Source organism: Streptomyces sp. ISL-36, from assembly GCF_018614205.1.
Lineage (GTDB): Bacteria > Actinomycetota > Actinomycetes > Streptomycetales > Streptomycetaceae > Streptomyces.
The window spans coordinates 12,440-32,503 of record NZ_JAGGOS010000037.1; the positions used below are offsets into that span (position 1 = coordinate 12,440).

At 71.8% G+C, this 20,064-nt stretch carries 19 protein-coding genes; 8 read left to right on the top strand and 11 right to left on the bottom strand.

From position 1 onward, the window contains the following. Window positions 1-85: 85 nt before the first annotated feature. From J7E93_RS09510 to J7E93_RS09530, 5 genes are all read left to right on the top strand, one after another. Window positions 86-1,345 carry a PP2C family protein-serine/threonine phosphatase gene (locus J7E93_RS09510; RefSeq protein ID WP_308368178.1) on the top strand — a complete coding sequence of 420 codons (1,260 nt, stop codon included), beginning with the start codon at window positions 86-88 and terminating at the stop codon, window positions 1,343-1,345. A gap of 13 nt (window positions 1,346-1,358) precedes the next feature. Continuing rightward, window positions 1,359-1,793, top strand: a complete 435-nt coding sequence (locus J7E93_RS09515) for an ATP-binding protein (RefSeq protein ID WP_215067380.1) — start codon at window positions 1,359-1,361, stop codon at window positions 1,791-1,793. A gap of 98 nt (window positions 1,794-1,891) precedes the next feature. Further along, window positions 1,892-2,752 carry an RNA polymerase sigma factor SigF gene (locus J7E93_RS09520; protein ID WP_374105365.1) on the top strand — a complete coding sequence of 287 codons (861 nt, stop codon included), beginning with the start codon at window positions 1,892-1,894 and terminating at the stop codon, window positions 2,750-2,752. Window positions 2,753-2,867: 115 nt separating this feature from the next. Next, window positions 2,868-3,296, top strand: a complete 429-nt coding sequence (locus J7E93_RS09525) for an ATP-binding protein (RefSeq protein WP_215067382.1) — start codon at window positions 2,868-2,870, stop codon at window positions 3,294-3,296. Window positions 3,297-3,516: 220 nt separating this feature from the next. Next, entirely contained in the window at window positions 3,517-5,577 is a 2,061-nt protein-coding gene (locus J7E93_RS09530; protein WP_215067384.1) for a hypothetical protein, read from the top strand. 450 nt (window positions 5,578-6,027) lie between these two features. Here J7E93_RS09530 and J7E93_RS38295 read toward each other — a convergent pair whose 3' ends face one another. From J7E93_RS38295 to J7E93_RS09535, 3 genes are all read right to left on the bottom strand, one after another. Beyond that, window positions 6,028-6,180, bottom strand: a complete 153-nt coding sequence (locus tag J7E93_RS38295; RefSeq protein ID WP_374105364.1) for a response regulator transcription factor — start codon at window positions 6,178-6,180, stop codon at window positions 6,028-6,030. 17 nt (window positions 6,181-6,197) lie between these two features. Next, window positions 6,198-6,467 (bottom strand): hypothetical protein, encoded by a 270-nt coding sequence (locus J7E93_RS38300; RefSeq protein ID WP_251066296.1) that lies wholly within the window; start codon window positions 6,465-6,467, stop codon window positions 6,198-6,200. Window positions 6,468-6,624: 157 nt separating this feature from the next. Continuing rightward, the gene (locus J7E93_RS09535) at window positions 6,625-8,142 is read right to left on the bottom strand and encodes a hypothetical protein (protein WP_251066297.1); all 1,518 of its coding nucleotides are present in this window, start codon (window positions 8,140-8,142) and stop codon (window positions 6,625-6,627) included. Window positions 8,143-8,625: 483 nt separating this feature from the next. On the opposite strand from J7E93_RS09535, the gene J7E93_RS09540 reads away from it, so the two are divergent. After that, window positions 8,626-9,834, top strand: a complete 1,209-nt coding sequence (locus J7E93_RS09540) for an NAD(P)/FAD-dependent oxidoreductase (protein WP_215067386.1) — start codon at window positions 8,626-8,628, stop codon at window positions 9,832-9,834. Window positions 9,835-9,860: 26 nt separating this feature from the next. Here the strand turns inward: J7E93_RS09540 and J7E93_RS09545 are convergent, their stop codons facing one another. From J7E93_RS09545 to J7E93_RS09575, 7 genes are all read right to left on the bottom strand, one after another. Continuing rightward, complete coding sequence (locus J7E93_RS09545) at window positions 9,861-10,262, bottom strand: ChaB family protein (RefSeq protein WP_215067388.1); 402 nt, start codon at window positions 10,260-10,262, stop codon at window positions 9,861-9,863. Between the two features lie 106 nt (window positions 10,263-10,368). Beyond that, window positions 10,369-11,064 (bottom strand): phosphoribosyltransferase, encoded by a 696-nt coding sequence (locus tag J7E93_RS09550; protein ID WP_215067389.1) that lies wholly within the window; start codon window positions 11,062-11,064, stop codon window positions 10,369-10,371. After that, the gene (locus J7E93_RS09555; protein ID WP_215067419.1) at window positions 11,064-11,765 is read right to left on the bottom strand and encodes a dienelactone hydrolase family protein; all 702 of its coding nucleotides are present in this window, start codon (window positions 11,763-11,765) and stop codon (window positions 11,064-11,066) included. The genes J7E93_RS09550 and J7E93_RS09555 overlap by 1 nt, the downstream gene beginning before the upstream one ends. A gap of 285 nt (window positions 11,766-12,050) precedes the next feature. Continuing rightward, window positions 12,051-13,496, bottom strand: coding sequence for a glyceraldehyde-3-phosphate dehydrogenase (locus J7E93_RS09560; protein ID WP_215067391.1), 1,446 nt, complete (start codon window positions 13,494-13,496; stop codon window positions 12,051-12,053). Window positions 13,497-13,612: 116 nt separating this feature from the next. Next, entirely contained in the window at window positions 13,613-14,911 is a 1,299-nt protein-coding gene (locus J7E93_RS09565; protein ID WP_215067393.1) for a mannosyltransferase family protein, read from the bottom strand. 76 nt (window positions 14,912-14,987) lie between these two features. Beyond that, window positions 14,988-15,473: a hypothetical protein gene (locus J7E93_RS09570; protein ID WP_215067395.1), complete on the bottom strand. Its 486-nt coding sequence runs from the start codon at window positions 15,471-15,473 to the stop codon at window positions 14,988-14,990. Then, on the bottom strand, window positions 15,466-15,963 hold the full coding sequence (locus J7E93_RS09575) for a SigE family RNA polymerase sigma factor (RefSeq protein ID WP_215067397.1): 498 nt from the start codon (window positions 15,961-15,963) through the stop codon (window positions 15,466-15,468). Before J7E93_RS09575 ends, J7E93_RS09570 begins: the two co-directional genes overlap by 8 nt. A 633-nt stretch (window positions 15,964-16,596) precedes the next feature. Between J7E93_RS09575 and J7E93_RS09580 the strand changes: the two genes are divergently transcribed. Both J7E93_RS09580 and J7E93_RS09585 read left to right on the top strand, forming a co-directional pair. Beyond that, window positions 16,597-18,126 (top strand): globin domain-containing protein, encoded by a 1,530-nt coding sequence (locus J7E93_RS09580; protein ID WP_215067399.1) that lies wholly within the window; start codon window positions 16,597-16,599, stop codon window positions 18,124-18,126. Window positions 18,127-18,239: 113 nt separating this feature from the next. Beyond that, entirely contained in the window at window positions 18,240-18,989 is a 750-nt protein-coding gene (locus J7E93_RS09585) for a pyridoxamine 5'-phosphate oxidase family protein (protein ID WP_215067421.1), read from the top strand. Between the two features lie 221 nt (window positions 18,990-19,210). Here J7E93_RS09585 and J7E93_RS09590 read toward each other — a convergent pair whose 3' ends face one another. Further along, a complete protein-coding gene (locus J7E93_RS09590; protein WP_215067401.1) occupies window positions 19,211-19,900 on the bottom strand; it encodes a DUF6882 domain-containing protein in 690 nt (229 codons plus the stop codon). Window positions 19,901-20,064 lie beyond the last annotated feature (164 nt).

Sequence of the window (20,064 nt, forward strand, 5' to 3'; positions counted from 1 at the left end):
TCCGGTGCCGAGGGCGTCGGCCTCGCGACGCGCCGGTCATCTCCACATCTCTCCAGAAGGCGGTACGGATTCGGTGGATCGACGCGTGACAGTGGAACGCGCTCTGCGCGCGGCGCCGCCACACGGCCTCCTGGACTCCCTCCGTATCAATCTGGCACAGCAGTTCGCCGCGTTCTCCGCCGACCTCCTGCTCGTCGACTACGGGCTGACGGTGCTCCGCCCCGTCGAACCCGTTCAGGCTCCGACCGGGCTGCAACCCGTGGCCGTGGGGTCCGGGCCCGCGGGTCGCGCCTTCTCCACACAGCAACCATATCTTTTCGGTGGAGACGGACCCACGGCGACGGCGTACCTTCCTGTGACGGTTCGAGGCGACCGGTGTGGCGTTCTTGTGGTCGAACTGCCCGCCGACCGGGCCACGCCGCAGTCGACCGAGGAGCTCGCCGGTGTCGCGGAGATGCTCGGGCACGCGCTGCGCGTCGCCGATCGCCATACCGACGTGTACCGCCGGACACGCAGGTCACGTCCCCTCAGCATCCCGGCGGAGATGCAGTGGGACGTGCTCCCCGGGCGGGGCTGCACGGACGAGGAGTTCGATCTGCACGCCTACTGGGAGCCCTCGTACACCTCCGGCGGACACGTCCTCGACTGGTCCGTCACCGAGGAGGAACTGACGCTGGTCGTCGCCAACGGCACGGGCCCCGGCACCCAGTCCGTCCTCGTGAGCAACCTCGCCCTGAACGCGATCCGCAACGCCCGGCGCGCCGGACAGGACCTGGTCGGCCAGGCGAGCCTGACCGACCAGGCGCTCTACGGACAGCACGGCGGCGACCGGTGCCTCTCCGCCCTCCTGATGAGCTTCGCCCGCGCCACCGGTGAGGTACGGGTCGTCGACGCCGGCTCGCCGACGGTGTGGCGGACCCGCGGCGCCGTGACCGAGCGGCTCCACCTGGAGCGTCAGCTGCCCCTGGGGATGTTCGAGGACACCATCTACGTCACCCAACGCCTGAGGGTCCTCCCCGGTGACCGCCTGGTCTTCGTCGCCTGCGATCGCGCGGAACCCTCGGCCGCAGGAGGCGACACGGCGATGGACCGCACGGTGAGCCAGATGGACCGCACGGTGAGCCACGCGATCGACGGCACCCGGCACCTGGCCTGCGCGGAGACGCCACAGGCTGTGGTGCGCGCGCTGAGGGAGCCCGACGGCGCGCTGCCGGACGACATCCTCGTTCTCTGCCTCGACTGGCACGGAGGGCGCACCGCCGAGCAGCGCGCGGGTGCGGGCGGTGTGGAATGTGCGAAGAGGGGAAAATTCGTAGAACGAGACGGGACGCATGGAGCCACCTGAGGAAGGAGGGACGATGACGGACGTGATCGCCCTGGACAGCGCGACACGACGGCCCGCACTGTCCGCGAGCGTCGACTTCGACGGTGGGGTCGGCATGATCGCGGCGGCTCGCGACTTCACCGCCGACTTCCTCACCGCCTCACCGGCCGTACGACGCGGGCCGCCGACCCCCGAGCGCATCGACCTCGCCCGCCTGGTGGTGAGCGAGCTGGTGACCAATGTGGTGCGCCACGCGCCGGGCCCGTGCCGGCTCCTGCTCGAACTGTTCGAGAGCGTCCTGGAGATCTCGGTGTTCGACCGGCGGGAAGCATCGCCCGTACCCCGCGGCCACGACCCCCGCCGGATCGGCCAGCACGGAGTCGAGATCGTCATCGCCGTCTGCGAAAGCGTGAGTGTGGAGCCGCAGCCCTCCGGGAAGCGGGTGCGGGCGCGCCTTCCCCTTGCCTGAGTCGCGTCCGGAATTCGCAGGAATGCCGCGGGGAAGCCGGGGTAGGCGATCAGCTCACGCACAGGGCGGGCTGCCGACGAGGGAAGGGGCGCACAGTGCTGACTGAGGTGACGACGGAGACGAAGGCTGGTTTCGACAGGGGTGTGGGGGACCTTCCCCTGCTTGAGGCTCCCCGCAAGGTCGCCCCGAAGGACGCACGTGAGCTGTCGAAGGTGTTCTTCGACAAGCTGGCGGTACTGGAGGAGGGAACGCACGAGTACCAGTACGCGCGTAACACGCTGATCGAGATGAACATGTCTCTCGTGCGGTATGCGGCCGGGCGGTTCCGGGCGCGTGGGGATGAGATGGAGGACATCGTTCAGGTCGGGACGATCGGTCTGATCAAGGCGATCGACCGGTTCGACATCTCGCGTGAGGTGGAGTTCACGAGTTTCGCCGTTCCGTACATCGTGGGGGAGATCAAGCGGTTCTTCCGTGACACCTCGTGGGCGGTGCATGTGCCGCGCCGGCTGCAGGAGGCGCGGGTGGAGCTGGCGAAGGCGACGGAGGAGCTCGGTTCGCGGCTGGGGCGGACGCCGACGGTGGCGGAGCTGGCGTCGTTGATGAATCTCTCCGAGGACGAGGTGATAGAGGCGCGGCTGGCGTCCAACGGCTACAACTCGACTTCCCTGGATGCCGCGGTCGGTGCGGAGGGTGAGGACGGTGACGCGGCGCTGGGTGACTTCATCGGCGTGGAGGACCCGGCGCTGGAGCTGTTCGAGGACTTCCACACCCTGGCGCCGCTGCTGGTCGAACTCGACGACCGTGACCGCACGCTGCTGCACCTGCGCTTCGTCGAGGAGCTGACCCAGTCGGAGATCGGCAAGCGGCTCGGCATCTCGCAGATGCACGTCTCCCGCCTGCTCTCACGGAACCTGGAACGCCTCCGCAAGGGCATGCTCGACACCGCTGGGGAATGACTCTTCCCAGGCGAACGACCCCTCCCGGGAAACGGGACGGCCTCACCAACCCCCTTCTGGTGAGGCCGTCCGCCTGGATCGGGTCGACGGGTGAGGACGGCGAACGGGGCGCGAGGTGACCGAGACGAGTACGACCCGCTGCCAGGCGGGAGATGTCCTGGCCGCTGCCGTGGAGTTCGGCAGCGCCGAGGGTGCGATCGCAGCGGCCCGCGATTTCACCGTGGAATTCCTGGCGCGGTCCGCGACCTCCTCACGGCCCTGCCCGCCGGGCGCCGCCGACGCCGCACGCCTGGTGGTCAGCGAACTCGTCACGAACGTCGTGAAGTACGCCCCCGGCCCCTGTCGCCTGGAGCTCGCCCTGCACGCGGACACTCTGGAGATCCGCGTCCACGACTCGCACCCGGTCATGCCCGTGGCACGCCCCCGCGACCCGGGCAGGCTCGGGCAGCACGGCATGGAGATCGTGCTGGCGGTCTGCACCGGTGTCGAGGTCGAGGCGACGTCGCACGGCAAACGGGTCCGGGCGCGAGTCCCCCTGTTCTGACCGGGCGGGCGGCGGTCACCGCGCCGCACGCTCGTCGCACGAGCGTTCGCGCCGTCGTCACGCAGCATGAACCGGCGTCCCTGACGCTAACCCCCGTACGGCTGAGGCGTTGGCGATGCGTGACACCGCAGCAGTGACGGTTCTGCGCAAGGGGCTGCCGACTCCCCGAGCCGCGGGTCACCCCTCGTTCACGCCCGGTAGAGTGCGGAGAGTAACGGAAGTGTGGTCACGTGTCGGCGGCTCCAAGGTCCCACCCCCCTACGGCTACAGCGGCTCGGCCCCCGGCGTCCTGGTCGGCAGGGAGAGGGAGTCGGCCGAACTCGAGCGGCTTCTGGCCGGTCACCGGCTGGTGACGGTGACCGGCGGGGTCGGTGTGGGGAAAAGTCGTCTCGCCGTCGCCGCGGCGGCCGCGAGGGAGGACGGGCCGTGCGGGCGCGTCGTCCAGGTGCTGCGGCCGGGCAGCGGGCCCGGAGGCGCACCGGCCCCCGGCGAGCTGAGCGCCGCGGTCGCCGAGGCGCTGACGGACCCGCCGTCCGAGCACGCCCACGGCGTCGGCACCTCTTCCGTCCCGCGGTCGGCGGCCGCGCGGACGCTTCTGGTCCTCGACGACGTCGATCCTGTCCACGCCGAGTGCCTCGGGCTCGTGCAGCGCCTGCTGATGGCCGAGCCGGGGCTGCGCGTCCTGGTGACGTGCCGACGGGCTCTGGGGCTCGGTGAGGAGCGTGTACTGCGGCTGGCGCCGCTCCGTACGGCGGCCGGCGGCGGGGCCGGCCACGGGCCGGCGGTGGAACTGTTCCTGGACCGAGCGCGCGCCGCCGTCGAGGGGTTCGCCGCGGAAGGTCCCGATCTGCGAGCGGTCGCGGAGATCTGCCGTTCCCTGGAAGGCTCCCCCCTCGCCATCGAGATGGCCGCGGAGCAGGTGGCCCGACGGCAGCTGGACGACCTGGCGGAACAGCTGACACGACATCAGGGCTGGCTCACCGGCGGGCGGTCGGGCCTACGCCGTCACCGGTCCCTGCGGGCCGCCATCGGTTCCGACTATGTGCTGTGCGAACGGGCGGTGCGGGTCGTCTGGGGCCGGGCCAGCGTCTTCGCCGGATCCTTCGCCGAGTCGGCGGCGGTGTTCCTCTGCGCCGGGGGAACGGTCGAGCCCTCTCATGTCCCCTCCTGTCTGGCGCAGCTCGCGGCGATGGGGGTGCTGGAGACGGTCGGTGACGGCGGCGGACCTCGTCGGCCCCGGTACCGGATGTCGCGGGCCGCCCGGGAGTTCGGCGCCGAGCGGCTGAGGGAGGCGGGCGAGTTCGAGGTCGCCGCCGAGCGGCGCCTGATCCACTGCGCCGACGTGGCGGCGGTCGCGGAGAGCCTTTGGAACAGCGGCTGTCAGTCGCAGGCCGTACAGACACTGCTGGAGGAACACGAAGATCTCACGGCGATGCTGCGGTACGCGGTCGGGCGGCCGGACCACGTGGAGGTGGCTCTGGAGACGGTCGTCAGCCTGTGGTTCTGGTGGGCGGTGTACCACCGGTCCGAAGAAGGGCGGGTGTACCTCATGAGGCTGCTGCCGCTCTGCCCGCCCGACAGCCCGTCGGCCGTACGCGCCCTGTGGCTGGCGGCCTGGCTGACGGCTCGTGCCGACCCCCAGGCGGCGCGCTCCCTGCTGCGGCGGGCCTGGCCCGCCGCCGTTCTCGCCGGCGACGACGCCACGGTCGGCCGCGTCGCTCATGTCGAGGGGATCCTGGCCCTGCGCGAGCAGGATCTCCAGGCGGCGGCCGAGCACTTCCGGCAGGCCGCGGACACCACCCCGGTATGGGCGCCCGGCGGTCCCTCGCCGGCGATCAGTCTGGCCGCTCTCGCGGTGATCCAGGCGGGGTTCGCCCCGGCCGCCGCCCGGCGCAGTGCACGGCGTGCGCTGACGCAGCCGGGTGTCAGGGAGGACGCCTGGGCGACGTCGGTCGCCCGCTACGCCCGGGCGTTCGTCGATCACCGGCTCGGCTCCAACGGCCGGGCCTGGCGCCGGGCCCACCGAACGGTGGCCTCCCTGGACCCCGGTCTGCCCGCACCGCACGGGGCCGCGCTCCTCCACGAGTTGATGGCCGACATCGAGGCCGGGGCCCGGGGCGGGCCGCGACTGCCGTCCGTGGCTCCCGGGGGCACGGACGAGCCCCTTTCCGCGCCGGCCGAACCCGAGGCCGGACGCGACGCCGGAGAGACCGAACGCGATGCCGAACGCGATGCCGACGGAGGGGCCGGAAGAGGGGCCCAGAGGGAGAGGGCACGCTGACCCACGGCCGGACCAGCGGGGTCGGGCGCCGAAGACGGGGCCCGACAGGGCCGGCGGGGGCGCGACGGTGGGAAGGGCGGCAGGCACGCGCCCCGGCGTCGCCGGTGATGACGGTGGTCACCGACGGACGGCCCTGGAGGACGGGTGTCACTGCCGAGCGGGGAGAGGTGCGGCTGCCTCGCCGACGAGGCAGCCGCACCTCTCCCCGCGCCACCGGTGAGGGAAGCGGGACGCATGCCCGATGGTCGGCGAGGGGGGCCTTCCATGCGGGCACCCTGGCGCCCTGCCGCCCGGGGTGGCACCGGCAGTCTCCAGGGTGTGGCCGCACCTCGGCATCCGTAGGCGGCATGGATCCGTATACGGAGACGGGGAGACGGAGGCGCCGGCATACGTACGTACGCCGGCCGACGGCGGACCGGGCCGGCGTACGCGGGCAAGCCGGCCGATCCCCTAAGGCTCCGACACGCGGGAGATCTCCGCGCGGGAGGTGATGCCGAGTTTGGCGAGGATGTGCTCGACGTGGGTGTCCGCGGTCCGCTTGGAGATCACGAGCCGCTCGGCGACCTCCCGGTTGGACAGCCCTCGCGCCACCAGGGCTGCCACCTCCCGCTCCCTGGGCGTCAGGGCGTCGGCCGTGTGCGCGGTCGCCGCGTCCCCGGGACGGACCCGTCCGGCACATCGGCGTCGGCCCGTACCGCCGCCAGGATGTCGTCCCCCGACAGCCGCGCCCCCACGCCGTGCCAGCGCTCGAACTCGGCGTCCCCGAGGGAGTCCCGTACCGCCTTGCGTACCGACTCCTGTTCCTGGAGCAGCGAGGGCAGCATCGCCACGGGATCGCCGGCGAGCCGCCGGGCACTCTCCGCGTAGCCCAGCAACCAGGCGGCCTGCACGGGGCGTTCGCGCCTGCGGCATGCCAGGACAGCCCCAGGCAGCACAGAGCGGCGACGAGTACGTCGCCGATCTCGCTGACGACCTCCAGGGCCTGGCGCAACGGCGCCGCGCTCTCCTCATGGCGGCCGGCCAGCCACAGAATCGTGCCCTGCACCATCAACGTGGAGGAGTAGAGCTGGCGTTCACCGGTCTCCGCCAGTGGGCGAGGCCCGCGTCGCACATCTCGAGCGCTCCGTCCATGTCCCCGAGGACGGCGCGCAGCAGCGCACCCTCGTAATGGACCACCGCCGTCCCCAGCGGATCGCCCGCCGCGACGATCCGCCGACGCCCTCGTTCGACCGCCGCCAGGCCCTCCGCGGCCTCGCCGGAGAGCGCCCGCATCGCCCCGAGATACGGCTCGGTGAACAGGGCGACACGCTCCTCGCCGCACCGCAGCGCCACGTCCCGGGCCTCCAGGAAGCGGTCCGGCGCCACGGCGAGGTCCCCCGACCAAACGCCGAATATGCCGGTCATCAACAGCCCCCAGGCCCGCTCCGGGCAGTCCCCGGGCACCAGCTCCAGCCCTTTGTCGATCCAGTACCGGCCCTCCGACAGCGTTCCCGCGGCCCGCCAGTACGGTCCGAGCTGAGTGGCCATCCACAGCCCTTCCGGCGCTCGGTCCCCGGTGGTGAAGGCGTACTTCAGAGCGGCTCTGATGTCGGCGATCCGAGCGGCGACCGTCTGGTGCAGGCCCGCCTGGGCCGGGGAGACCAGCTGGTCCCAGAACCGGATCGCCAGCGCCTGGAAGTGCGCGAAGTGACGGTGGTGCACGGCGGTCCTGTCCGCCGCGGTGGCGAAGCGATCGGCACCGTACTCGCGGATGGTGTCGAGCATCCGGTAGCGCGCGCTGTGCTCGGCCACACGCTGCACCACGGACTTGTCCACGAGTCCGAACAGCGCCTCCAGCGCGTCCTCCTCGGTGAGACGTCCGCCGCTGCACACCTGCTGTACGGCCGACAGGCCGAACGGGCCGGTGAAGACGGACAGCCGCGCCCAGAGCAGCCGCTCCGCCGGTGTGCACAGCTCGTGCGACCAGCCGATGGCCGTATGGAGCGTCTGATGGCGGGGCAGGACGCCCCGCCGCCCACCGGTGAGCACGTCGAAGCGGTGGTCGAGCCGCGCCACGAGCTCCGCGAGCGGTACGGCCCGCAGGCGCATGGTGGCGAGCTCCAGGGCGAGCGGTATGCCGTCGAGGCGGGCGACGAGCGCCTGGGCCTGCGTCCGGTGGGTCTCCGTCATCGTCCAGCCGGGCACCACACCGGCGGCCCGCTGCGCGAACAGCTCCAGGGCGTCGTCCGGTCCGAGTGGCGGGATCGCGATGGTGTGCTCGCCCGGTACGTCCAGGGGCTGCCTGCTGGTCGCGAGCACGCAGACGCCGGACGCCTCGCGCAGCAGTACCTCGCAGAGCATCGCGCAGGCGTCCACCAGGTGCTCGCAGGTGTCGAGCACGATGAGCAGCCGCCGTCCCTGCAGGTGGGCGACGATCGCGTCCAGCGGCGCCATTCCGGACTGCTCCGGCAGCTCCAGTACGGCGGCGAGGGTCGCCGGGACCAGCTCCGCGTCGGTCAGCGCCGACAGTTCGGCGACCCGCACCCCCTCGGGGAATCGATTCTTCTGCGCAGCCGCGGCACGCAACGCCGTCCGGCTCTGCCCACACCACCGGGCCCCACCAGGGTGACCAACCGACCCTCGGCGAACAGCTCCTGGATGAGGGCGAGTTCCTTGCCCCGGCCGACGAAGCTGGTCAACTCGACCGGCAGTCGCCCTCCACGCCGCTGTCCGAACCCGAAACCGAACCCCATGGCACCCCCGTGACCATCTGCTCTCGCTCATACGTACTCGTGCCCCCGTTCAACGACGGCGCCCCTCAACCGTTACACCAGCGGCAGATCGGGCGGCGGAGGCAGCACCAGCACGGTGCGCTACCCGCGGGAAGGGCGCCCGGAACACGGTGGCCGCACTGAAGCCGACCCGCGCGGCCCGGCCGGAGGAAGCCCCCGGCGAACCCATGCGGTCCCCGCACGAGCCGACCCCCAGAAGTGATCCGAGTCACGTCCTGTCACAGGGACCGACGACGCGGTGTCTTGAGGCCGAACACCCGGAAACGGAGGAGGCACCATGACCGAGAACACTGACGTGGTCGTGATCGGCGGCGGATACGCGGGCGTGATGGCCGCGAACCGGCTGACACAGCGCGCCGGCGTGACCGTGACGCTGATCAACCCGCGCCCGACCTTCGTCCACCGTGTCCGCCTGCACCAGTTGGTGGGCGGGTCCGACGACGCCGTCGTCGACTACCGGGACGTCCTGGCCGAGGGCGTTCGGCTGGTGGTCGACACCGTGACGCGGATCGACGCGGACGGGCGCGGTGTGACGCTGGCGGCCGGCGGCACGGTCCGTTACGACTACCTGATCTACGCGGTGGGCAGCGGCAGCGCCGGTCCGAGCGTGCCCGGAGTGGCCGAGTTCGCCTACCCGATCGCCACCCTCGAGGATGCGCAGCGGCTTCGGCCAGTCCTCGACGCCGCGCCCCCGACGGCCCCCGTGACGGTGGTGGGAGCCGGTCCGACCGGCATCGAGACCGCCGCCGAGCTGGCGGAGGCCGGCCGCACGGTGACCTTGGTGTGCGGCGGGGTGCTCGGCCCGTACCTGCACACCCGCGGCCGCCGCTCCGTCGCCAGGCGGCTGGCCGAGCTCGGTGTGACGGTCATCGACGGTTCCGACGCGAAGGTGACGGTGGTGACCCGCGATGCCGTGCGGCTCGGCGACGGCCGCGAGCTGCCGAGCGCCGTGACCGTCTGGACCGCGGGGTTCGGCGTGCCGGACCTGGCCGCGCGCAGCGGGCTGACCACCGACGCCCTGGGCCGCCTGCTCACGGACGAGACGCTGACCAGCGTGGACGACGCGCGCATCGTCGCGGCCGGCGACTCGGCCGCACCGTCCGACCTGCCGCTGCGGATGAGCTGCCAGGCCGCGATGCCGCAGGGGGCGCGGGCCGCCGACACCGTGCTCAGCCGGATCGCGGGTGAGCAGCCGGAGAACCTCCACCAGTCGTTCTACGCCCAGTGCATCAGCCTGGGCCGACGCGCCGGTCTCTTCCAGCTCGCCAACAGGTCCGACGTCGCGGTGGGGTTCCACATCGGCGACGGACTGGGCGCCAGGTTCAAGGAGGTGGCCTGCAAGGCCATCCACAAGCACCTGGCCGACGAGGCGCACAAGCCCGGCTCATACAGCCTGCACCGCATGTCAGGAGGTGTCGCCAAGCGCCGGCAGCTGCTGCGGGCCAAGCGCGCCGAGGCACCGGCGGCCGCCGACCGGGCAGCCTGACCGGTGCCGTCAGGCGGGGGCGTGTCTCAGGAGCGGGCCTTACGGGTGCGGGAACGGTTCTCCTTGCGGATCGCTTCCAGCAGTTGCGACCTGCTCATGGTCGACCGGCCGCTGATCTCCAGACGCTGGGCCAGGTCGTACAGATGCTGCTTGGTGGCGTGCTCGTCCACTCCCTCACCGCTCGGGGCCGGCTGCTCCCTCGGGGTCGCCGCCCGCGCGTCGGAAGGACCTTTGCGGCCGTGTTCCTTCCGCTCCCAGTGGTCGGCGACCTTCTCGTACTTGTGCTTGAGTGCGCTGAAGGCCACGCGATGCGCGCGCTCGCCCTCGCCGTACTGGTCCACCGCCGAGTCGTGTGCCTTGATCCAGGTGCGCTGCGCGTCCTTGGGCGAGCGCTCCAGCGTCGAAGGAAGCTCTTCGCGTCCTGGCATGGTTGTTCACCTCCGATGGGACGCAGGGCGGGTTCCCCGGCCGCTGGGGACGAAACGCGGCAGGGTCGAGGGCGCGACTCGGGATCCGGGGGCCGGCCACAGCAGTTCAGGACTCGGACTCCGATACGTCGCCGTGCGCCTGCGCCTGCGCCTGTGCCGGGCCAGGGCGTCGTAGTGTGGCGATCACCTCGTTGTCCGAGACCTGCGCGAACTCCTCGTACCACTCCCCGACGGACCGGAATGTGCTCGGCCGGTGCAGGCACACGAACTCGTCGGCCTCCTTCCCGATCGTCTCCGCGGCTTCCGGGGCACAGACCGGCACGGCGAGGACCAGGCGGGCGGGACGGCCGGAGCGCAGACGGCGCAGCGCCGCACGCGCGGTGACGCCGGTGGCGAGCCCGTCGTCCACCAGGATCACCGTCCGGCCCTCCACATCGGGCGCGGGCCGTCCACCGCGGTACAACTCCTCACGGCGGTGCAACTCGGCCCTCTCCCTGGCCACATCGGGGGCGAGATCCTCCTCGGTCAGGCCGAGCATCTGCAGGGCCTGCCTGTCGTAGACCGGGGGATCCTCGCCGGCGATGGCACCGATGCCGACCTCCGGGCTGCCGGGCACGCCGATCTTGCGGGCGACGAGCACGTCGAGCGGCACCTTGAGAGCGCGGGCGACCTCCGCGGCGACCGGCACCCCGCCGCGCGGCAGTGCTAGAACGACCGTGTGGGTGAGGTCGCCGTCCCCGGCCCATTCGAGGAGCCGGCGAGCGAGTTCCTCGCCGGCCTGACGATGGTCGTAGAAGCGCATCAGGGGCCCTCCTCGGGAGGTGGAACGACTGACGGACCGGTGGGCCCGGTCTGCGTCTCGTGTCCAGGTCGCAGGAACCAGTCGGCCGCCGCCGCGGCGACCGCCTCCAGCGCTCCGGGCTCCTCGAACAGGTGCGTCGCACCGGGGACCACATGCATCCGGTGCGGTGCGCGCAGCGCCGCGCCCGCCTCACGGTTCATCTCCAGGACGGCCCTGTCATCGCCTCCCACGATCAGGAGGACCGGTGCCCGCACCCGGCTGAGCGCGTCACCGGCCAGATCGGGTCGGCCGCCGCGGGACACCACGGACCGGACGCGACCGGGCCGCTCGGCCGCCGCCACCAGCGCGGCCGCGGCTCCGGTGCTGGCGCCGAAGAGTCCCAGGGGAAGCCCCGCGGTGGCCGGCTCTTCGGCGAGCCAGTCGATCGCCGACACCAGACGCCGTCCGAGCAGGCCGATGTCGAAGCGATGCCGGGCCGTCACCATGTCGACCTGCTCCTCCTGCTCGGTCAGCAGATCCATCAGGAGAGTGCCGAGCCCCGCGTCCTGCAGGGAAGCGGCCACGGCTCTGTTGCGCGGGCTGTGCCGCGAGCTGCCGCTGCCGTGGGCGAAGAGCACCACCGCCCCGGACTGCGGAGGAAGCGCCAGGTCACCGGCGATCGCCGATCCGTCGGCGGGTATGGAAACCGCTTGCGAGGTCACCACGGTCACCCTCTCCTTCCGGCGAGGCGGGTGCGCGGGCGCGGGATGCGGCGCCCACCGCAATGCGGGTATCCCTCACGCCGCCCGGTATGCACGCAAGCGCGTCAGGGAAGACCTGAGCAACGCCAGGTTGTTGCCCCGCAGCCGGCCCGGCGACGGCCTGGATCAGCACATGACGGTGGGGGCGACCGCATGCCTCTCGGCATCGGTCGCCCCCACCGTCACTCGCCTGCCGCGCCCCCCCGGAGCCGCGGAACGGGAACCCCGCTCGGGATCCCGGCGTGATCAGACCGTCGGAACCGGGTACGTCGGGTACTCGACGCCCGAGACGTGCTGGACGACCCGGATGACCTGGCAGGAGTAGCCGAACTCGTTGTCGTACCACAGGTAGAGGATCGCGTTGTCGCCGTCGACCTTGGTGGCGCCGGCGTCGACGATCGAGGCGTGGCGCGAGCCGATGAAGTCGCTCGACACCGCGTCGGGGGCGGTCGTGAAGTCGATCTGGCGCTTGAGCGGCGAGGTCAGCGACACGTTGCGGAGGTAGTCCAGGACCTCCTCGCGGCTGGTCTCGCGGCCGAGCCGCAGGCTGAGGATCGCGATCGAGACGTCCGGCACAGGCACGCGGATCGAGCTGCCGGTGATCGGAGCCTTGAGCTCCGGCAGCGCCTTGGCGACCGCGGAGGCGGCGCCGGTCTCGGTGATGACCATGTTGAGCGGCGCCGAGCGGCCGCGACGGTCGGCCTTGTGGTAATTGTCCAGCAGGTTCTGGTCGTTGGTGAACGAGTGGACGGTCTCCACGTGGCCGCGCAGGACGCCGTACTCGTCCGCCATCGCCTTCAGCGGCGGGACGATCGCGTTGGTCGTGCAGGAGGCGCAGGACAGGATCTGCTCGTCCGGCTTGATCGTGTCGTGGTTGACACCGTGCACGATGTTCGGGACGTCGCCCTTGCCCGGGGCGGTCAGGACGACCTTGTCGATGCCGGGGCGCAGGTGCTTCGACAGGCCTTCCCGGTCGCGCCACTTGCCGGTGTTGTCGATGAGGATGGCGTTCTTGATGCCGTACGCCGTGTAGTCGACCTCCGACGGGTCGCCGGCGTAGATCACCTTGATCTCGTTGCCGTTGGCGATGATCGTGCTGTTCGCCTCGTCGACGGTGATCGTGCCCTGGAACTGGCCGTGGATCGAGTCGCGGCGCAGCAGCGAGGCGCGCTTGACGATGTCCTGGTCACCGCCCTGGCGGACGACGATGGCACGCAGGCGCAGGCCGTTGCCGGAGCCGGACTTCTCGATGAGCAGGCGGGCGACGAGCCGGCCGATGCGGCCGAAGCCGTAGAGGACGACATCGCGTCCCTCGCGGCGCTCGATCTTGTTGGCGCCCGTGGCGCCGGCGACGGCCTCGGCGGTGAACTCGGCCACCGACAGGCCGCGGTCGTCGGCCTTGTACGTCGCGGCGAGCATGCCGATGTCGATCTGGGAAGGGCCGAGGTCGAGCGTGGTCAGAGCCTGCAGGAAGGGCAGCGTCTCGGTGACCGACAGCTCCTCGCCGGCGATCTGCCGGGCGAATCGGTGGGTCTTGAGGATGCTGACCACCGACTTGTTCACCAGGGAGCGGCTGTGCAGCAAGACGGTGACGTCCCGCTCCCGGTGCAGCTTCCCGACTATCGGGATCATCGACTCCGCGATCTCCTCGCGGGTCTTCCAGTTAGTGAACGAGTCCTCATTGACAGTCACAAGTTTATCTTTCGAGCTAGGCGGCGCTCATATGCTAACCCCCCGCCGGATTGATCATTCAAACGGCCTCCGAACGGCGTCGCCGCCCCCTCCGGGGCCCATGTCGGCCAGGCGTTCTACCCGGCCCACCGGCCCGACAGGAAGGCGACGGCGTAGACCATCGTCAGGGGCACCGTCAGGCACAGGTAGACGGTCGTGAACCGTGGGCTCCTGCGGGCGCCGTGCGCGAGCGCGATCCACAACGGCCACCACAGCAGGGTGGCGCGCGGGATGGAGGTGTACCAGTACGACGTGCCGAGCGCCCACAGCGTCAGGGCGACGTAGAGCGCCTCGGGCAGGCGCCGCCACCGGATCAGGAGCCCGAGGAGCAGCAGCCCGACGAGCATCGCGGCCAGCTCCGCCTGGAACATGAAGGCGTACGGCGTGGTCTGGGACCCGGTGAAGGCCGCGTCCCAGGTCTGGGACCAGGCCGCCCACGGGGTGTGGAAGTCGCGGTACCAGCCGCGTTCCTGTGCGTGCTTCCAGGCCATCCAGTCGCCGGTGCGGGTGTGCAGGTACCAGGTGTAGAGGGCCGGCGGCAGGGCGGGCAGCGCCGCCCACGGCAGCCGGCGCCACGACCGCCGGTCGGCGCGTGCGGCGAGGACGAGGTGCAGGGCGACGGCCGCGGCGAGGAAGAGGCCGCTCACCCGGACCGTCGTCGCCAGCGTGGTCAGGGTGGTGGCGAGGGCCCACGCGTGGCGCTGGGCCGCGAGCCAGGCGGGCAGCGCCAGCGCCAGGAAGAGAGCCTCCGTGTAGCCGGCGGCGAGGAAGATGCCGCACGGGGAGACGAGCAGGAACAGCACGGCACGGCGACCGCCGTCGGTGCCGGTGCCGGTGCCGGTGTCGGTCTCGGGAAGGTGGTGCCGCGCGATCCGGGCCAGAGCTACCACGGCGACGGCCCCGGCGACGAGGGAGATCAGCAGCCCGGCGGCGGTCCAGTGCGGCACGACGACGTGCACGGCGCGCAGGACGAGCGGAAAGCCGGGGAAGAACGCCTCGCGGTTGTCCCCTCCCATGGGGCCGGGCGCCGTATCGGCGGGGAAGTAGCCGTCCCGCGCGATGGCCAGGTAGTGGCCCCAGTCCCAGCGCTCGAAGGGGGCGAGGACTCCGGGAGCCTGGCGGGCTTCCCCGTCGGCGGGGAAGAGCCAGCGCGTGCAGTAGGCGGTGATCCACAGGCCCGCGCGGGTGGCCAGGTACAGACAGAGCACCTCGCCGTCGTCACGCCGCAGTCGCAGAGCGCGCCGTACGCGCTCCTCGGTACGGCGGGAGGGCGTCAGCCGGCGCGCCGCGGGCGCGGGGAAGTACTCCGCCGGCGGGGTGCCGTGCCGGGGTGCGGCGCGGGTGGGCTCGCGTATCTCGGTCGGTGGAACCGGCATGTCGGCGCTCTCTCGGGTGGTTGCGGGCACGCCGGATCACCCCGCGTGCGGGGTGTCGGCGTAGGGGTTTTGTCGGTCAGGACCGGGTGGAGACGGCTCCACCGTGAGGCGGTGAGGTGGGAGTCCCGTCGTAGGGGCCACCGGAGGCGCCGTCGGGCGTCGAGGAGGTGGTCGGCGGCGACGTGGCCGACGTCGAGGTGGCCGGCGGGGTGGCCGGCGGCGTGTCGGCCGGGATGCCGGAGCCCGGCGTGCTCCGGTCCGTGGGCGGTGCGGTCAGGGACGGCTGGGTCGACGGAGAGAGGGTCGGTGCGGAGGGCGTGTCCCGGGGAGAGGGGGTCGTGGCGGGCACCACCGGTGTCGGCCGGCCCGTCACCAAGGCGGCCGTCGCCACCCCGCCACCGGCGAGAACCAGACAGGCCGCCGCCAGGCCGGCCAGGCGGCGGCGCCCGGCGCGCCTGCCGCGTTCGGCGATCCGCGTGAACGGCGGGGCGTCCGCGTGGGCCTGGCCGATGTGGGCCGCCTGGTGGAACAGGTGCCGCAACGGGTCGTGGGGCTCAGGCACCGGAGGCCTCCTCAATGCGTGGGTCTTGCAGGCGATGGGCGAGGGCGGTACGCGCACGGCTCAGATGTGTCTTGACGGTGCCGCTCGACATGCCTGTCTCGGCGGAGATCTGCTCGACGGTGAGGTCGCACAGGTAGTGGAGGGTCACCGCTCTGCGCTGCCGGTCGGGCAACCCGCGCAGGGCCTCCACCAACGCCACTTCCTCGGGACCCGGCCCGGCGACCTCCGTCGGCGTGTCCCTGCGCCGCCAGGCCTCGGTCGAGCGTCGCCGGAAACGCCACCTGCTCACCGCCAGCCGCCAGGCGACCGTTCTGATCCAGGCCTCCGGCCGGCCGTCACGGTCCAGTTGCCGTCGCCGGCTCCATCCCTTGACGAACGCCTCCTGCACGACGTCCTGCGCCTCGTGCAGATCGCCCAGCATCATGTAGAGCTGCCCGGTCAGGCGCGCGACCGTCTGGGCGTAGAACTCTTCGAACTCCTCGACGGTCAACAGCCACTCCTGGATCTCTCTCGCTTCACCCCGCATACGCTCCGAGCAGGGCATCCGGTTGACACCGTGGGCGAGAAAGAACCGTGACGCTCGTCACGCCGCCCGGCGCGCCGTCGGCCGGCTGTAAGACGCGCACCGCCCTTCGCCGCTCGTGCGGGCTGTCCGGCCCGGCATGTGGAAAGGGAGTGTGAAGATCGCGAACGAACCCTGTGAGGATGGGGGGCGGCGCGCTGGGGTGGAGCGGTTTTTCCACGGCGAAATGCGCACACCCGGGCGCCGAATGCTTTGTGTCATCCCTTGAACCCGTGGGTAACTTCCCCTGGTCTCCGGGCCTCTGAAGTGCGAGAAAGGCCGAATATCGGGGGAGTGGGCGGGGATTGCCCTCGACGCATCTCGCTCGACGGTTCAGGCGAGGGGGGTATGGTCGAGCCCGTTCGCACCCCTGTGCGCCTGTCACATGTCCGCGCCCCAAGGGGCGGCGGGGGCGGCGGCGCACCAAGTGCCGCATATACCACGTGCTTTGGGGAGATGGGGCTGAGTTCCGAGGAATTCTGAATTGGAAGGCAAATAGGGGCACAGTCGGACTTCGCGGTGCGAAGGGCGACGGAAAGACGTTCGAGGCGAGGCAAACCCATGGATGCTCCGACCAGCGCGTCGGCCGATAAGAGCGGCTCCGGCGGCAGCAGGGCGAATGCGGGCTGGTTCGGTCCGAGTCCGAGTGCGCGTCCGAGCCCCGGTCCGAGCGAGAAATCCGGCCGCACCGGGCAGGGGGACGGACGGAACGCGGAGGACCGGATACCCAGCCGCCCCGTGACGCCGATACGTCCGGTGGGCACCGGCGGGGAGAGAAGCCGTACGGCACCTCCCTCGCCCACACCCGCGCCTGCGCCCATACCCGCGCCCGAATCCGTGCCTGCGCCCGAATCCGTGCCCGCGCCACGATCCGCCCAAGGCCCTGCCCCGGCTCCCACGCCGCCGCCGGCCCCCAGGCAGGCGTACGAGCCCGAACGGGCGGCGGTGGCCGACGCCCCCGAGGACACCTCGGACCCCGCGCTCATCCGCCGCACGATGGCCGAGATCGAGCCCATCGCCGACAAGGTCACCTCGCACTTCTACGCGCTGCTCTTCCTCCAGCACCCCGACCTGCGCGCCCTCTTCCCCGCGGCCATGGACGCCCAGCGCGACCGCCTCTTCAAGGCGCTGCTCACCGCCGCCACCCACGTGGACGACCCGGCGATCCTCACCACGTACCTGTCCCACCTGGGGCGCGGACACCGGAAGTACGGCACGCGCCCCGAGCACTACCCGGCCGTCGGCGAGTGTCTCCTGGCGGCCCTCGCCCAGTACGCGCCGCAGAGCTGGAGCCCGCGGACGGAGGCGGCCTGGGTGGGCGCCTACACCGCGATCTCCCAGATCATGATCGATGCCGCCGCCGAGGACGAGCTGCGCGCCCCCGCGTGGTGGGAGGCGGAGGTGGTCGCCCATGAGATGCGCACCTCTGACATCGCTGTCGTCACCGTACGGCCCGACCAGCCCTACCCCTTCCTCGCCGGGCAGTACGCCGCCCTGGAGACCCCCTGGTGGCCGCGGGTGTGGCGGAACTACTCCTTCGCCTCCGCCTCCCGCTCCGACGGGCTGCTCTCCTTCCATGTCAAGGCCGTCCCGGCGGGCTGGGTCTCCAACGCCCTGGTGCACCGCGCCCGCCCGGGCGACGTGATCCGCCTCGGTCCCCCCACCGGATCCATGACGGTGGACCACAGCACCGACAACGGGCTGCTGTGCCTCGGCGGCGGAACCGGCATCGCCCCCATCAAGGCCCTGGTCGAGGACGTGGCCAGGCACGGCCGTCGCCGTCCCGTCCAGGTCTTCTACGGAGCCCGCCGCGACCACGACCTGTACGACATCGACACCATGCTCCGCATGCAGCAGACGCACCCCTGGCTCTCGGTGCGCCCGGTCGTCGACGAGGGCCCCGCGGGCGAACTGTGCGGCCACCTTCCCGATGCCGTCTGCCAGTACGGCCCGTGGCACTCCTACGATGCCTATCTGTCCGGACCCGCGGCCATGATCCGCTGCGGCGTGGACACCCTGAGGGGCATAGGCATCCCCTCCCACCGCATACGGCACGACTCCATCGAGGAACTGGTCGGGGCACGGAATTGAGCACATTCGAGCAGATCGGGCACGAGCAGCAGCAGATGGGCCACCATCCGACACCCCCGCCGGTACGCACCACCCGACCGGGCAGCGACGGCGAGCACCAGGTCCAGCAGCGCATGGGCACCACCGAGCGCGCCGACAAGTTCTACGCCGACCAGGTCCTGGACCGGCTCAACCCGCGGATGCGGGAGTTCGTGGCACGGCAGGAGATGTTCTTCCTCGCGACCGCCGACCGGCACGGCGAGTGCGACAACACCTTCCGGGCGGGGCCGCCCGGCTTCCTCCAGGTCCTGGACGACCTCACCCTCGCCTACCCCGAGTACCGCGGCAACGGCGTGCTGGCGAGCCTCGGCAACATCGAGGAGAACCCCCATGTCGGCATCCTGATGGTGGACTTCCTCAGGGACCGCATCGGCCTGCACGTCAACGGCAAGGCCCGGGTCGTACCCGACGACGAGATGCGCCGTGCCCACGGGGGACTGCCCGTGGATCCGGTGCCCGGCCGCCGGGCCCAGCTCTGGGTGGAGGTCACGGTCGAGGAGGCGTACATCCACTGCGCCAAACACATCCCGCACCTGCAGCGGGTGCCCGCCGAGGAGCGCGGCCGGGCGTGGGGTACGGACGACTTCAGGCGCAAGGGCGGCGACTTCTTCGGCGCGGCGGCGGAGGCGGCCGAGCGAGGCGCGTTCCTCCCCGGGCCGCGCGCGGACGCCGCGGCATGGCGGGAGGAGGCCGAGAGGGTCCTGGCGAGGGCCGAGCGCGGGCGGGCCGGATCCGGGCGCCGCAGGGCCTCGGCCGGACAGCCCTCGGCCGATGCCGATGACCAGGTCTTCAGCGGCTGGTTCCGCAGAAACGTCCACGCCTGACCCGACGCCCCGCGCCTGACCGAGACGGTCCGCGCCTGACCGAGAGGGTCCGCGCCTGGCCCGGCGTCCTGGCCCCGGCGTCCGCATCCGACCCGGCGTCCGGTCCTCACCCCGGCGTCCGCACCTGGCCCCGGCGTCCGGGCCTCACCCCGACGCCTCCGCCTGTCCCCGGCGTCTCCGCTCGCACCCTCGGCCGCCGACCGAGGGTGCGAGACACCCACCTACGGCTGGACCGTCATCCGGATGTTCGCGATGCGGCCGGCGGTGTCGAACTCCACCTCGGCGCCGCTGCCGTCGGGAAGCCGTGCGCTCACCAGATCGGCGTCCTCGTGCCAGCCGAGACCGTGGTGGTCGAAGTAGCCCGTGACGACATGGCGGGGAGAGCGGCCGATGAGGCCCACCGCCGTCATCAGCGTGCGGGGAAGGGAGACCGGGTCGACCGTGGCACGGGGGACCTGCGGGTCCTGCGGCAGGAAGTAGACCCGGGTGTCCGGGCCGGCCACGACCCCGATGTACCCCGGGGCGCCGGTGACGCCCATGCCGGCGAACGCCAGCGTCTCCGCCGCCCGGTCGGGGTCCGCGAAGCCGGAGAGGTCCTGCACCTCCTCCTCGAACTCGCCGATGCCGTGCCGCTGCCCGTACGCGCGGACCTGTTCGGCGAGGGCGACGACCGGGGTGTCGCGCAGGCCCGGGTTGGCCCAGCCCCACATCCAGGAGCGCTCGGCCGTGTCGTACGTACCGAGAACGGCCACGCGGAGCGTCAGACCGCCCTGCCGGTACACGCACGAGGGAAGGTCGGCGCTCCACGGGCCGTCGGGGAGAAACCCCGTCAGCGTGTCGAGCTGAGCGGCGCCCCATGCGGCGTGCCGCTCGGCTTCCAGCAGGAACCTGTCACTGAATCCCGTCACCATGGCAGAACCATACGCGCTCGTCGTTCCTGTGCAGATGTGAAGGTTCCGGACCTTCCTCAGGTCCTCTTGCCGCGCGCCGCGATGCCCCAGCACTATTGATTGTCCGTCAGCATCCCACCGAGCGTAGGACTGTTGGCGTTGTTGCTGGTTGCATGTGCACGGGG